The sequence below is a fragment of the Pseudomonas sp. LBUM1646 genome (assembly GCF_059716165.1).
In genome coordinates, this window is record NZ_CP166810.1 from 2,523,428 (window position 1) to 2,537,489 (window position 14,062).

Genomic DNA, 14,062 nt, shown 5'->3' on the forward strand with positions numbered 1-14,062 from the left:
AGATGAAACAGGAAGTGATTGAACTGGACGGCGCGATGGGTGGCGGTCAGGTACTGCGCAGTGGCTTGAGCCTGTCGATGGTGACCGGCCGGGCGCTGCAGATTAAGAACATTCGAGCCAGGCGCAGCCGCCCCGGTTTGCTGCGCCAGCACCTGACGGCGGTGCTGGCGGCGGCCGAGGTCTGTGGCGCAACGGTGCGGGGGGCGGAGTTGGGTTCGCAGGTTTTATTCTTTGAACCAGGACCGATTCGTGGCGGCGAATTCAGCTTTGCCATTGGCACGGCGGGCAGTTGCACACTGGTGTTGCAGACACTGTTGCCGGCCTTGTTGCTGGCGCCGCAAGCCAGTCGTGTTCGGATCTCGGGCGGTACGCATAATCCATTGGCACCGCCCAGCGATTTCCTTGATCGCGCCTGGCTGCCGCTGCTGCGGCGCATGGGGGCCAAGGTTGAGTTGCAACTGATACGCCACGGTTTTGTGCCGGCCGGTGGTGGCGAAATCGAAGCCTTCGTGCAGCCTTCGCAGTTGCGACCGCTGCATCTGCTGGAGCGCGGCGCGTTAGTGGCACAGAGCGCTTCTGCCCTGGTGGCGGGCCTTGCGCCGCAAGTGGCGGTGCGTGAATTGGAGCGGGTCGCCAAGCGGCTGGAGATGGCGCCGCAGGTGTTGCATTGCGTCGCGCTCGATCAGGATCGGGGGCCGGGGAATGTCCTGCTGGTGGAGTACGTCTTTGAGCACGTCACCGAAGTGTTCAGTGGTTTCGGCCAGGCTGCCCTGCGCGCCGAGAAGGTCGCCGATGGCGCCATCGATCAGGCCGCGGATTGGCTGAACAGCGCCACCGCCGTTGCCGAGCACCTCGCCGATCAATTGCTGCTGCCCATGGCAATGGCGGGTGGCGGCAGCTTCACTACGCCGCGCATGACCGAGCATCTGCAAAGCAATATCGCGGTGATCGAACGCTTTCTGCCGGTCAGCATCGAGTGCACGGTGCACGGGGAAAGCAAGCTGATGGTGGAGTGCAAGAGCGCAGTGCTTACTGCCCCAACCGCTCCATCGTATGCAACATCGGCTCCAGCGATACACTGATCAACCCGTCCAGCGGCCGATTCAGCTCTTCCACCAGCAGGATCGTTGCCGCCGCTGATGCGGAGCACATCATCAGCACCACCACAATCGTGCCATTGCGCGGAGCGAACAAGCCGAACGAGCCGAAGATGATCGACAGCCAGGTGATGAGAATGACCAGCATGATCGGCGGGATCGATTGGTTGGCCTGAAGCATCGTCAGCCAGCGGGCGGCGAATACAGCGTCCATCATCTGCTGGGCCGAGGCCTTGAGCGCGCGTTGATTGTCGGTACCGGGGGAGAGCGCGGCGACCTGCTGTTGCAGGGCTTCGGAGCGTTTGATTGCTTCGGGGCTGTCGAGCATTGCCAGGCGGGATGAGTCCCGGGACTGCAGGATTTGCACGATTTCAGCATAGTTGTGCTTGAGTTGCGTGCGGATGGGCTGGGTCTCCGGGCCATACCGCGCCAGCACGCGGTCGAATTCAACAACCTTGGCGGCCGCGCCCTCCAGTTGCGCATTGGTCGTTTCGAATGTGCCTTTGGCCGAAGAAACCAGCAGGCCCAGCACCAGCGCCGACATGGTCGCGATCAGGCCGGTGGCGAGCTTCAGGACGGCGACCGAATCGTCGCTCAGGTGATGCGAGGGCAAACGCTGGCGCACGTACGAGCCCACCAAGGCACTGCCGAACAGGCAGGTGAACACGATCAGTGCGATCAGCAAATGATTCATTCAACCTCCGTTGATACGACTCGAGATGGCGTGTTGACGGTAGCAGATGGTCATGGAGTTGCCACAAGCTCAGAGAGCCCAACCTTTTCAGGTTGGGCTTTTTTGTGCCTGAAGGAAACCTGGTTCCAGCGCGTCACTGATCCTTCTCGCAATTGACCATCCACGCCACGCCAAACCGATCCACCAGCATCCCGAAGCGTGCCGCCCAGAAAGTTGCCTCCAGTGGCATTTGCACCGTGCCGTCCTCCGCCAGTGCGGCGAAGACGCGCTCAGCTTCGGCGACGCTGTCGACGTTCAACGAGATCGAGCAACCGGCCATGTCATCGGTGGGACGGTCGGGCGTGGTGTCCGAGCCCATGATCGCCTGGTCCCCCACCGACAGGCGGGTATGCATGATCAAGTTGTGGTAGTCCGCCGGAACGTGCTCCTTCGCCGGGCTTTCGCCGAAGGTCATCATCATGTCGATCTGGCCGGGCAGGGCCTCGGCGTAATAGGCGAAGGCGGCTTTGCAGTCGCCGTTGAAGATCAGGTAGGGATTGATTTTCATGGTGTGCTCCCGGTAACTGAGTGGGCCGGACGCCAAAACGGCATCCAGCTTCAATAGGGTTCGACCTCTAATAGCAAAGCGTTAGAGGCCGGTTTTCACCGGGTTTGTTCAGACGTTTTTTCTATAGAACAGGCGCCGCTTATTGCTCGATCAATCGACGATGACGCGTTCGTCGCCAATGCAGACGGTCAACTGCTGACCTTCCTTATTGAAGGCGCAGCGGGGCATTGTTTGCTGCTTGTAAATGGCCAGGGGCACGCCAATAAAGAAAGCGGCGAGCATAGCGGCAACAATGACTTGTACCGGCATTTGCTCCCGATCAGGTACGCGGTTTTTTAACCTTGCGCGAGCATAAAGTCCGCTGCCCAGCAGCACTGCGCCGATCAGCATGTAAACGGCAATCCCCTCTTGGCCGATGCTGTAGATCACTTCATCCGCGTTGTCCGGGTAGTTCAGTTGCCACCAGGCACCGATGCCCAACGGTACAAGGCCGGCGCCGATCCAGCCGAAGATTGCACCGGGCAGGCGTAACAAAATAGCGACAATCAGGCCCATCGTGGCCACGATCCAGCCCATCCAATACAGCTGCGTAGCCATGCCGCCACCCATGAACGTACCGCCGACATCGATAGGCGTCATCAGCGACCAATCGTAGGCGACGTGGTGAAGAATCAAAACGAGGACAACGAGCCAGCTCACGGCGTAATAGAGCCATGACCAGAGGGTATTGAGGCGCGATAACACACGAAATCCTTTTTGTGTTTTGAGGGGCCGCCATTATGCCGTGGGTACTGGCACTTTGTATCGCCTCAGGCCGCTGCGCGCGGGGCCACGGGTCGCAACAAGCGCTCGATCGCCCCACTGACCAGATTTTCCAACAGTTCATCCCGCTCCGCATCACCCAGCGCATGCTGCGTCAGCCAACCCGGCGCGCTGTTGAGCAAGTTGGCAATCGCGTGCCCGGCCGCCAACTGGCCTTGTTCGCTGAGACGGGATCTGGTCCCCAGCATCTGCAACAACCGGCATTCATATTGCTCGCGCAAGTGCCGAACCCGCGCTTGTTGATCTTCATTCAGACAACCGCTGTCACGCTCCGCCAGACGAAAATGCCAGGGCATTTCCCGGTGCAGATTCAGGTGCGCACGAATCAGGCTGGGCAGGGTGTCGCGCCTGGGTTTTTTCTCAAGACGCCCAAGCGTCGCCAACAGCTCTTCGTAGAATTCTTCGATCAAGTCCGCCAGCAAGTGCTGCTTGCTCGGGTAATGGTGATACAACGAGCCCGGGGCGAGCCCCAGGCAGGTGGCGAGTTCACGCATGCCGACCTGGCCGAAACCTTTGCTGGCGAACAGCTCCAGCACCTTGTCCCGGTATTCGGCGAAGCGCTCACAACGCTCAGGCATAGGCATGGAAGCCGCGCCCCGTTTTACGTCCCAGGTAACCGGCGGCGACCATTTCCTTGAGCAACGGCGCTGGGCGGTATTTGCTGTCATTGAAGCCGTCGTAGAACGCCTCGAGAATCGCCAACACCGTGTCCAGGCCAATCAAATCCGCCAGGGCCAGCGGGCCGATCGGCTGGTTGCAGCCCAGGCGCATGCCGGCGTCGATATCGTCGGCGCTGGCCAGGCCTTCCTGAAACACCAGGATCGCTTCGTTGATCATCGGCACCAGGATCCGGTTGACCACGAAGCCCGGACGATTACCGGCGGTGATCGCGGTTTTGCCCAGCGTCGTGGACATGTCCAGCGCCAGCGCGTGGGTCGCGTCGCTGGTTTGCAGCCCGCGAATCACCTCGATCAACCCCATCACTGGCACCGGGTTGAAGAAGTGCAGGCCGATGAAACGCTCGGGTTGGCTGACACTGGCGGCGAGTTGGGTAATCGACAGTGACGAGGTGTTGGACGCGATGACGCACTCGGTGCTGACCTGCGCGGTAATCTGTTGCAGCACCCGCAATTTCAGCTCGAGGTTTTCGGTGGCGGCTTCGATCACCAGTTGCACGTCGTTCAGGCTGGCGTAATCAGTGCTGGTGCGGATCTTGTCGAGGGCGGCGAGTTTCAGCTCTTCGCTCAACGTCGCTTTGGCGACCTGCCGATCAAGGTTCTTGCCGACGGTCGCCACAGCCTTTTGCAGGGCACTCTCGCTGATATCGATCAAGGTCACGCTGAACCCCGCCACGGCGCAGACCTGCGCAATCCCGTTGCCCATGGTGCCCGCGCCAATCACGCCGATGTGTTGCAGATTCATGCTGGAAGTCCTTGCGATCAAACCCGTCGATACCTTGGCCGCCACAACGGCCGAAGGCGTACTATGGCCGCGAGTCTAGAGCGGGCAGGGCGCTTGTCCTATGCCGCAACTGTTCAACGGCACTGGTGTTTTTTGCCAGTCGGGCGATGGGGAGAAAAGCGTTCACATGCGGGAAACGGATTCAGTGGCAGCCTATTTCGTGCGGGCGATGATCCATCGGCTGGAGGACAATCCCCAGCGCTTGGCGGCGGTGCTGGAACAGGCCGATATCGATCCGGCGCTGCTTGGCCAGCCCACGGCCCGCGTGCCGGCCAGCGCTTTTGCCGCGTTGTGGCTGATCCAGATTCGCGAGCTCGACGACGAATTCTTCGGCCTCGACCGCCACGGCATGCCGCCGGGCAGTTTCGCCCTGATCTGCCGGGCGCTGATTCAGGAACCCGACCTGCACAAAGCGATGCGCCAATGCCTGGCCAACTTCGCCCTGTTCCTCCACGACTTTCGCGGCACGTTGACTGTGCGCGGCAAGCGCGCGGTCATCAGCCTGCAAACCGGCTCGACCGACAATGATGTCAGCCGCCTGGGCGAAGAAACCTTCCTGGTATTGATGATCAGCTTGTTGTGCTGGCTCGGCGGGCGACGCATCCCCATCGACCGCGCGGATTTTCGCCACGAGCGCGTCTCCCTCAGCGACGACCGTTTGCTCTGGGGGCCCAACCTGACCTTCGGCGCCGAACGCACCGAAATTGAATTCGCCAGCCACTACCTGCGACTGCCGGTGGTTCAAGACCTCGCATCCTTGAAAGTGTTCTTACGCACCGCGCCGCAATGGCTGGTGATCCGCTTCCGCAATCAGCACGGCCTCGCGTCCCAGGTGCACCAACGCCTGCGCAACAGCCATTACAGCCAATGGCCGACCCTGCAAGCCTTCGCCCTGGAACAACACCTGAGTCCCAGCACCTTCCGCCGAAAACTGGAGCGCGAAGGCTGTTCGTATCAGGAGATCAAGGACGAGGTGCGGCGTGGGGTGGCGTTTGAGCAACTGCGCCAGAGCAAGGCGAGCATCGGCGATATCGCCGAGCAACTGGGGTTTCAGGAACCGAGTGCGTTTCATCGGGCATTCAAGAAGTGGACGGGGGAGAGTCCGGGGCGGTATCGGGCGCGGTTTCAGGGCGAATCTTCCAAGCCATCGCCGGAGTGTGCTGAATGAGCCTGGCAGTTAACCGTTTCGCCGCTCTATTCGACCAGGCAAAACGAGCCCTGCAACTGGTCTGGGGCACTTCACGCGGATTGTTCCTCGGTCTGGTCCTGGCGACCCTGATCGCCGGTGTCCTCCCGGCATTGGCCGCCTGGCTCGGCCAGCGCATCGTCGACGCCGTCGTCACTGCCATGCAATTGCACGCGCAGCAGGGCAGTGCGCCGTTGTGGCCGGTGGTGCGTTATGTGTTGTTCGAGGCGGGGGTGCTCGCTTTGCTGTCCGGGACGCAACGGGCGCTGTCGGTTCAGCAGTCGCTGTTGCGGGTGCAGTTGGGGCAGAAGGTCAACACGATGATTCTGGAGAAGGCCCAGACGTTATCGCTGGTGCAGTTCGAGAACTCCGAGTTCTACGACAAGTTGGTGCGGGTGCGGCGCGAGGCTTCGACCCGGCCGCTGGCGTTGGTGATGAAGTCGTTGGGGCTGATCCAGAACCTGATCGTGCTGATCAGTTTCGGTGTGTTGCTGGTGCATTTCTCGCCGTGGGCACTGGTGTTACTGGTGGTCGGTGCGTTGCCGGTGTTCTTTGCCGAGGCGCATTTTTCCGGGGATGCGTTTCGGCTGTTCACTCGCCGGGCGCCGGAGAGTCGGCAACAGAGTTACATCGAAACGCTGCTGTCCCACGAAAGCTTCATCAAAGAGGTCAAGCTGTTCGGCTTTGCGCCCTTGCTGTTGCAGCGTTATCGCGACACATTCAAGCGGCTTTACGCCGAAGACCGGCGGCTGACCTTGCGCCGCGATGGCTGGGGTTTCGTCCTTGGGCTGCTGGGCACCGGAGCGTTTTACCTGGCGTATGCGTGGGTCGTGGTCGATACCGTTCATGGCCAGATCAGCCTCGGGCAGATGACCATGTACCTGGTGCTGTTCAAACAGGGGCAAACGGCCGTCAGCAGCAGCCTCAGTGCGATCAGTGGTCTGTATGAGGATGGTCTTTACCTGTCGGCCCTCTACGAATACCTGGCCGAACCGGTGGTGAGCGATACCGGCCACCTGACTGTGGGCGCAGTCCCCGGCGATGGGCTGCGTTTCGAGAACGTGGGTTTCCGTTATCCAGAGGCCAGTCGCGCGGCGCTGGAGGGCATCGACCTGCACCTGGTGCCGGGCCGTAGCGTGGCGTTGGTGGGGGAGAACGGATCAGGCAAGACCACGCTGATCAAACTGCTGACCCGGCTGTATCGCCCCGATCAGGGCCGTATCCTGCTGGACGGCAGCGACCTGCAAACCTGGGAAGAGGATGCGCTGCGACGGCGCATCGGGGTGATTTTTCAGGACTACATTCGCTATCAGTTCTCCGTAGGGGAGAACATCGGCGTCGGCGATACCCAGGCCTTCGACGATGAGAAACGCTGGAAAGAAGCTGCGGCCGAAGGCATGGCCGCGCCCTTTATCGAAGGGCTGGATCGCGGTTATGCCACGCAACTGGGGCGCTGGTTTGCCGGGGGCCAGGAGTTGTCCGGCGGGCAATGGCAGAAGATCGCGTTGTCCCGCGCCTACATGCGCCGTGATGCCGACATCCTGATCCTCGATGAACCGACCTCGGCCCTCGACCCGGCGGCGGAAGCGGCAGTATTCGAGCATTTCAGCGAGCACACCCAGGGCCGCATGACTTTGCTGATCTCCCATCGTTTTTCCAGTGTGCGCAACGCCGACCACATCATCGTGCTGGATCAGGGCGCGATCCTGGAGCGGGGCGATCACGACAGCCTGGTGGCGGCGGGCGGGCGTTATGCGCAGCTGTTCGATTTGCAGGCGAAGGGGTATCGCTAAGCCTTGCGAGCACCTTGAGTCACCGTTGGCCCGGCGACCTGTGCAGGCTTGGCTTTCATCAGGTTGTCGATGGCCTGGCGATACTGACTGCCGCCCAGGCTCATGCTGTTGTTGTGCGTGCCGCCGGGTATCAACAGCAGACGCTTCGGCTCGTTGGCGGCATTGAACAACTGCTGGCTGAAGCGCGACGGCATGAACGCATCCGCCAGGCCGTGGACCACCAGCAGCGGCATGTCGATGTCGGTGATCTTGTCGATGGAATCGAATTTCTGCGACAACAGCCAACGCACGGGCAGGGATTTCACCGGCAGGTTGCTGTCCGCCACTTGCGCGACGGCGTCGCCCAGCGTGGTGAAGGTGGACTCGATCACCAGCCCGCGCACCGGCACCGCGACGTGGTCCTTTTTCGCCTGCGCGGCCAGGTCTGCCGCAAGGTCGATGGCCACTGCGCCACCCAGCGAGTGACCATAGATCAGGCGCTTGTTCGGGTCCGGTTGCATCGCCTTGAAGCGCTCCCACGCGACTCGGGCGTCTTCATAAACGCTGGCTTCCGACGGCAGATCGCCCTTGCTCTGGCCAAACCCGCGGTAGTCGATGGCCAGCACCGAATAGCCCATGGCCCGCAATTGCTCGATGCGAAACGCCTGGCCGGTGAGGTTCCAGCGCACGCCGTGCAGGTAGAGGATCGACGGCGCATCACGGCGCGCGGCCGGCCACCACCAGGCGTGCAGGTTTTGATTGCCCTTGAAGCTGGCAGGCTTGATGTCGAATTCCTGAACGTCCTGCGGCAAGCCGTGATACCACCCGGCCGTGCCCGGCTCGATCCGAAACAGTAACTCGCGCTCTTTGTACTTGAGCACCCCGCAACTCGCCGGCAGGCCAACAATTAGCAGCGCCATGCACAACGATGAAAACCAGCGCCGACGCAAGTGGCTCATGAGGGGAGTAAGCATCCAGCAGTCCAGTCGATCAGGGGAAAGCACGGGTTTTAACAGATACGCGCCGGGGACGGGAACTATTTCGACAGCCGTGTGTGTTGCAGGATCGTTCCCATGCTCTGCGTGGGAATGCCTCTAGGGACGCTCCGCGTCCAGTGACGCGGAGCGTCCCGGGCTGCATTCCCACGCGGAGCATGGGAACGATCATGATCCGCCGTTGACCTTGAGCCGTTCGTGGATGTTAGGGTGACCCGTCAATCAGGAGGATGACCATGAATTTTTCAGGAAGAACCGCGATTGTCACCGGTGCCGGCCGAGGGTTGGGTTTGTGTTACGCCGAGGCGCTGGCGCAACGCGGGGCCCACGTGATCATCAGTGACATTGGTGCCGACAATATCGGCAGTGGCGAGGACGCCTCGATTGCCCTGGACGCCGCGCGAACCCTGCAAGCCCGAGGCCTGAGCGTCATCGGTCACAGCGCCGACCTGGCCAGCGAAGAGGGTTGCCGACAACTGATCAACGTCGCTATCGAAGCCTTTGGTCAGCTGGATATCCTGATCCATAACGCCGGATGGGTCGGCTACCAATCCATTGAAGACGCCGACGCATCGTTTATCGAACGCGCATTGGACATCAACGTCTATACGCCCATCTGGCTGTGCAAACACGCCTGGAAACACCTCAAGAAATCCTCCGCACCGCGCGTGGTGCTGACCACTTCCGACCGCGCCATGTATCAGCAATACGCCCAGCCCGGGCTGGTGGCCTATGCCGCTGGCAAGATGGCGCAACTGGGTGTGATGAACGCCTTGAGCATGGAAGGCGCGGTGGATGGCATCCTGGTGAATGCCGTGTCCCCGGTGGCCAAAACCCGGATGTGGGGCGTGACCGAAGAACCAGAGAACCTCAAGCCACAATGGGTTGCGCCAGGCGTGGTCTACCTGGCCTCGGCGCAATGCACAGACAGCGGCTACATCCTGCGGGCCAGCAATGGCCAATTCACCGCGACCCGTTTTGTCGAGAATCCGCAGGTGGTTTATCCGCTGGATCTGGCGCGGATCAAAGCCGCCAGCCCCGAGGAAGTCGCACAGTGGTGGGACCGTATCAAGGAAGGCTGATCGCTCTGTTTTAACCTCGCTACCTCCCCAGCAAGGGTCAGTCCTGACCCTTGCGCTCCCGCGTTTGCGCAAAAACCGCTCGTCTTTGCGCAACTACGGCTCAATAAAAAAGATTGAATAATCACACCAAATGTTATTTAAATAACAAAACAACAGCGCCGACGTCAGTCAGGCAAGCCGCATCAAGGTGGGATAGCAATGAGCAAGATCGCAGTCATCGGCAGCAATATGGTGGATCTGATCACCTACATCGACCGCATGCCGGCCCAGGGCGAAACGCTGGAAGCGCCGGGGTTTGCCCTCGGTTGTGGCGGCAAAGGCGCCAACCAGGCGGTGGCTGCGGCCAAGCTCGGGGCGGATGTGCTGATGCTGACCAAGGTCGGCGATGACATGTTCGCCGACAACACCCTGGCCAATTTCCAGCGCTTCGGCATTGATACCCGTTACGTGCAGCGTGTGCCGGGCGTGTCCAGCGGCGTGGCGCCAATCTTCGTCCAGGCCGATTCCCACAACAGCATCCTCATCGTCAAAGGCGCCAACGCCCATCTCGCCCCGGCGGATATCGACGCCGCTGCCCCAGCCTTGCGCGAGTGTTCGCTGATCGTGCTGCAACTCGAAATCAATGTGGAAACCGTCTATCACGCCATTGAGTTCGGCCGCGAACACAACATTCCGGTGTTGCTCAATCCTGCGCCAGCCTTGGCCGGCCTGAGTCGTGAGCACTTGGCCCAACTGGATTTCCTGGTGCCCAACGAATCGGAACTGGCGCTGATCAGCCGCCAGACCGTGGACTCGCCCGAGTCCGCGCTTAAAGCTGCCAAGACCCTGGTCGCCAGCGGCATTCGCCACGTGATCGTGACCCTCGGCCAACAAGGCGCGCTGTACGTCGGCGAGGAGGGCGAGTTCCAGATTCCGGGCCTGCGGGTCGCCGCCCGCGATACCACCGGCGCCGGCGACGCGTTCATCGGTTGCTTCATCCAACACTGGAGCCGCGACCGCGACATTCGCGCCGCCATGACCCAAGCGGTGGCCTATTCCGCGTGCTCGGTCACTGGCCTCGGCACCCAAACGTCTTACCCGGACGCCAACGCGTTCGCTGAATTCCAGCGCCAACTCGACGCCTGACGCCGAGCAGATTCAACACTCAAAACCCACCCGGAGAACAACAATGACAAAGCCTCCGCTCCAACAGACGCCCGATGGTTTCTACCTGAACCGCACGCCCTGGTTCGCCTTCATCTTGCTGTGCAGCATCTTCGCGCTGTGGGCGGCGGCCGCGAGCATGAACGACGTGCTCATCGCGCATTTCAAGAAAGCCTTTCTGCTCAGCGATTTCCAGACCGCATTCGTGCAGTCGGCGTTTTACCTGGGCTACTTCTTCGTGGCGATCCCGGCGGCGTTGGTGGTTCGGCGTTTCAGCTACAAGGCTACTATCCTGATCGGCCTGATGCTCTACATGTTGGGTTGCCTGCTGTTCTTCCCGGCGGCGTCCACCGCCAAGTACGGCATGTTCCTGCTGGCGCTGTTCGTGATTGCGGCGGGGCTGTCGTTTCTCGAAACCGCGTGCAACACCTATTCAACGCTGATGGGCCCACGGGAAACCGGCACCCGCCGCCTGAACATCTCCCAGACCTTCCACCCGTTCGGCGCAATGGCCGGGGTGTATGTCGGCAGTTTCGTGATGTTCAAGGACACCGACGCCACCCGCGAGCAGCTCACGCAAATGAGCGCTTCCGACGCGGCGGTCCAGCAACTGCAAATGATCCAGTCCACCTTGCTGCCGTACAAATGGATGATCGCGGTGCTGGTGCTGATGTTCATACTGATTGCCGTCACCCGGTTCCCGGCGTGCAAAGGCGTGCAAACCGCCAGCAAGAAAACCGCCAGCCTCGGTCAGAGCCTGTCGCGGCTGTGGGGTAACAAGCGTTTCACCTTTGGCGTATTGGCGCAGTTTCTGTACGTCGGTGCGCAAGTCGGCGTGTGGAGTTTCACCATTCGCCTGGCCATGCAGTTGGGCGGGATGAATGAGCGCAGTGCCTCGTGGTTCCTGCTGACGACCTTCGCCGCGTACTTCATCGGCAAAATGATCGCCAACGTGCTGATGCGCAAACTGCACCCGGCCAAAGTACTGGCGGTGTATGGCGTGCTGTGCATTGTGTTGCTGGCCTACACCATCCTGGTGCCGAACATCACCGCAGTGTATGCAGCGGTCGGTGTGAGCGTGTTCCTCGGCCCGTGCTGGCCAACCATTTATGGCCTGACCATCGACGGTCTCGGTGAAGACACCGGTGTCGGCGGTTCGCTGCTGGTGATGAGTATTGTCGGTGGCGGGGTGATTCCGATCTTCCAGGGCCTGCTCTCCGATTACAGCGGCGGCAATATGCAACTGGCCTACAGCGTGCCGTTGCTGTGCTTCATCGTGATCGTCGCTTACGCGGTGCGCTGCCTGCGTCATTCCGCCAGCGAACGGGCCCCCGTCGGTGCAGCGGTGACTTCATGAGTACGCGGATCAATCTCTATCCGGCGCTGTTTGGCGAAGCGCCGAAGACGCTGCTCGAATCAGCGCATTTCAAGGTCAGCGCCAGCACCTATCCCAGCGGTGTGCTGGCGCTGGAATTGGCCAACAGTCGTGGAAAACTGGTGGTGCTGCCGTATCAGGGGCAAATGATCTGGGATGCCGTGTTCGACGGCTGTGACCTGACCATGAGCAACCTGTTCAGCCAGCCCAGACCGAGCCCGACAGTGATCGGCACCTACGGCTGTTTCATGTTCCACAGCGGCTTGCTGCGTAACGGTTGCCCGACGCCCGAGGATGACCATCCATTGCACGGCGAGATGCCGTGCGCGGCGATGGATCGCGCCTGGCTGGAAGTCGGTGAAGACAGCGCCGGCCCGTTCCTGCGCCTGGGTGGCGAGTACGAATACGCCCAGGGTTTCGGTGACCGTTATCTAGCGAGCCCAAGCGTGACCTTGTGTGCCGATTCCGCTCTGTTCGATATCGCCATGAACGTGACCAACCTGGCCGGCAAACCCATGGACCTGATGTACATGGCCCACATGAATTACGCCTACGTCGAAGGCGCCCGGTTCATCGAGCCGTTGGGAGTTGAGAAGGTGCGCCTGCGCAGCAGCGTGCCGGCCCACGTCAAACCGACGCCGGCCTGGAGCCGTTACATGGAGCAATTGGCGCTGGAACCAGAGCAGTTTCAGTGCCTGGATCGCCCGGAACTCTACGACCCGGAGATCGTGTTTTTCTTCGATGGCGTGCGTGCAGACTCAAACGGCGAAGCGCATTTCCTGCTGAGCCATCCGGACGGCGCGGCGTTCTACACACGCTATCGCCCGGATCAATTCGACCACGCCGCACGCTGGATCTTGCACAACGCCGATCAGCAAGTCGCGGCGTTTATCTTGCCCGCCACCTGCGAGCCGGAAGGCTATCGCGCCGAGTCCGCCAAGGGCCATGTGCGCTCGTTGGCGGCGGGGGAGACGGCGGCGTTCAAGGTCACCACCGGTTATCTGAATAAGGCCGAGCAACAGGCCTTGATCAGATAATCAACTGCGCACCGCTGGCCGCGATCGCATCGCGATAAGCCTTGGGGATTTTCTTGTCGCTGACCACGTACTGGAAGTCTTCAAGGGCGGCGAAATGCGCGGTGCGCACCGTGTCGAACTTGCTGTGGTCGGCCAGCAGCAAGCGCTGTTGCGCCTGGCGCAGGACCTTCTGCTTGACCTCCACTTCATTGAAGTTGAAGCAGGTCACGCCGAAGTCCTGGCTGACCCCAGCGGCTGAAACAAAGGCCCAGGTCAGGCGCACGCTATCGAGGATGCCGAATTCGGCCTGGTTCTCGAACACCTGGTTCTTGCGATGGAACGTGCCACCGCAGACCACGATATGGCAGTTGGGCTTTTGCGAGAGTTTGAGCAGCACGTTCAGGGAGTTGCACACGGCGGTGAATTCGAGTTCGTCGGGGATGAAATCCACCACGAAAGGCGTGGTGGTGCCGCAGTCGAAAAACACCGTGTCGCCGGGCTGGATAAACCGTGCGGCGAGTTTGCCGATGCGGCGTTTTTCCTCGACGTGCCGGGTGTCCTGTTCGGCCACGCGGTAATCGCCGGGGTCGTTGCCGTCATGGACTTTGGTGATATAGCCGCCGAGCAGGCGCAGGTGGTCGGTGTACTTGGTCAGGTCGCGGCGCAGGGTCATCTCCGAGACGTCCAGCAACGCGGCCATTTCGCGCAGGTGAATGGCGCTCTGGTCTTGCAGGGCTTGTTGAATCAGCTTGAGACGCTCGGCTTTTTTACTGTCCACAGGCATTCCGGGGTTGATTGTTGATATTATTTAAGTAACATTAATTGTGAGTTTTGTAACGTTTTTGCGCAAATGATCCTCGATTGTGGCGCAG

Annotated in this window: 14 protein-coding genes; 7 read left to right on the forward strand and 7 right to left on the reverse strand. The window is 61.0% G+C overall.

From position 1 onward, the window contains the following. Positions 1 to 2 precede the first annotated feature (2 nt). Positions 3 to 1,082, forward strand: coding sequence for an RNA 3'-terminal phosphate cyclase (rtcA, locus tag ACA071_RS11615; protein WP_497644428.1), 1,080 nt, complete (start codon positions 3 to 5; stop codon positions 1,080 to 1,082). Here rtcA and ACA071_RS11620 read toward each other — a convergent pair. The 5 genes from ACA071_RS11620 to ACA071_RS11640 form a co-directional block, all read right to left on the reverse strand. After that, positions 1,030 to 1,791, reverse strand: coding sequence for a bestrophin-like domain (locus tag ACA071_RS11620; RefSeq protein ID WP_497644429.1), 762 nt, complete (start codon positions 1,789 to 1,791; stop codon positions 1,030 to 1,032). The genes rtcA and ACA071_RS11620 overlap by 53 nt on opposite strands. A 133-nt stretch (positions 1,792 to 1,924) precedes the next feature. Beyond that, the gene (locus tag ACA071_RS11625; RefSeq protein WP_497644431.1) at positions 1,925 to 2,338 is read right to left on the reverse strand and encodes a VOC family protein; all 414 of its coding nucleotides are present in this window, start codon (positions 2,336 to 2,338) and stop codon (positions 1,925 to 1,927) included. Positions 2,339 to 2,488: 150 nt separating this feature from the next. Further along, complete coding sequence (locus ACA071_RS11630) at positions 2,489 to 3,082, reverse strand: hypothetical protein (protein WP_497644432.1); 594 nt, start codon at positions 3,080 to 3,082, stop codon at positions 2,489 to 2,491. Between the two features lie 65 nt (positions 3,083 to 3,147). Then, on the reverse strand, positions 3,148 to 3,744 hold the full coding sequence (locus ACA071_RS11635) for a TetR/AcrR family transcriptional regulator (RefSeq protein ID WP_497644433.1): 597 nt from the start codon (positions 3,742 to 3,744) through the stop codon (positions 3,148 to 3,150). Then, complete coding sequence (locus ACA071_RS11640; RefSeq protein WP_497644434.1) at positions 3,731 to 4,582, reverse strand: 3-hydroxybutyryl-CoA dehydrogenase; 852 nt, start codon at positions 4,580 to 4,582, stop codon at positions 3,731 to 3,733. Before ACA071_RS11640 ends, ACA071_RS11635 begins: the two co-directional genes overlap by 14 nt. A gap of 166 nt (positions 4,583 to 4,748) precedes the next feature. Here ACA071_RS11640 and ACA071_RS11645 point away from each other — a divergent pair, with 166 nt between their 5' ends. After that, complete coding sequence (locus tag ACA071_RS11645; RefSeq protein WP_497645292.1) at positions 4,749 to 5,789, forward strand: AraC family transcriptional regulator; 1,041 nt, start codon at positions 4,749 to 4,751, stop codon at positions 5,787 to 5,789. Next, a complete protein-coding gene (locus ACA071_RS11650) occupies positions 5,786 to 7,600 on the forward strand; it encodes an ABC transporter ATP-binding protein (RefSeq protein WP_497644435.1) in 1,815 nt (604 codons plus the stop codon). Before ACA071_RS11645 ends, ACA071_RS11650 begins: the two co-directional genes overlap by 4 nt. Here ACA071_RS11650 and ACA071_RS11655 read toward each other — a convergent pair. Next, the gene (locus tag ACA071_RS11655) at positions 7,597 to 8,553 is read right to left on the reverse strand and encodes an alpha/beta hydrolase (protein WP_497644436.1); all 957 of its coding nucleotides are present in this window, start codon (positions 8,551 to 8,553) and stop codon (positions 7,597 to 7,599) included. The two genes, ACA071_RS11650 and ACA071_RS11655, sit on opposite strands and share 4 nt — an antisense overlap. A gap of 257 nt (positions 8,554 to 8,810) precedes the next feature. Here ACA071_RS11655 and ACA071_RS11660 point away from each other — a divergent pair, with 257 nt between their 5' ends. The 4 genes from ACA071_RS11660 (at position 8,811) to ACA071_RS11675 (ending at position 13,211) form a co-directional block, all read left to right on the forward strand. Then, positions 8,811 to 9,656, forward strand: coding sequence for an SDR family NAD(P)-dependent oxidoreductase (locus ACA071_RS11660; protein ID WP_497644437.1), 846 nt, complete (start codon positions 8,811 to 8,813; stop codon positions 9,654 to 9,656). A gap of 198 nt (positions 9,657 to 9,854) precedes the next feature. Further along, the gene (rbsK, locus tag ACA071_RS11665) at positions 9,855 to 10,781 is read left to right on the forward strand and encodes a ribokinase (RefSeq protein WP_497644438.1); all 927 of its coding nucleotides are present in this window, start codon (positions 9,855 to 9,857) and stop codon (positions 10,779 to 10,781) included. Between the two features lie 43 nt (positions 10,782 to 10,824). Then, on the forward strand, positions 10,825 to 12,156 hold the full coding sequence (gene fucP / locus ACA071_RS11670; RefSeq protein WP_497644439.1) for an L-fucose:H+ symporter permease: 1,332 nt from the start codon (positions 10,825 to 10,827) through the stop codon (positions 12,154 to 12,156). Continuing rightward, positions 12,153 to 13,211, forward strand: a complete 1,059-nt coding sequence (locus ACA071_RS11675) for an aldose 1-epimerase family protein (RefSeq protein ID WP_497644441.1) — start codon at positions 12,153 to 12,155, stop codon at positions 13,209 to 13,211. The genes fucP and ACA071_RS11675 overlap by 4 nt, the downstream gene beginning before the upstream one ends. Here ACA071_RS11675 and deoR read toward each other — a convergent pair. After that, on the reverse strand, positions 13,204 to 13,968 hold the full coding sequence (deoR, locus tag ACA071_RS11680; protein ID WP_497644442.1) for a DNA-binding transcriptional repressor DeoR: 765 nt from the start codon (positions 13,966 to 13,968) through the stop codon (positions 13,204 to 13,206). The genes ACA071_RS11675 and deoR overlap by 8 nt on opposite strands. Between the last annotated feature and the right edge of the window lie 94 nt (positions 13,969 to 14,062).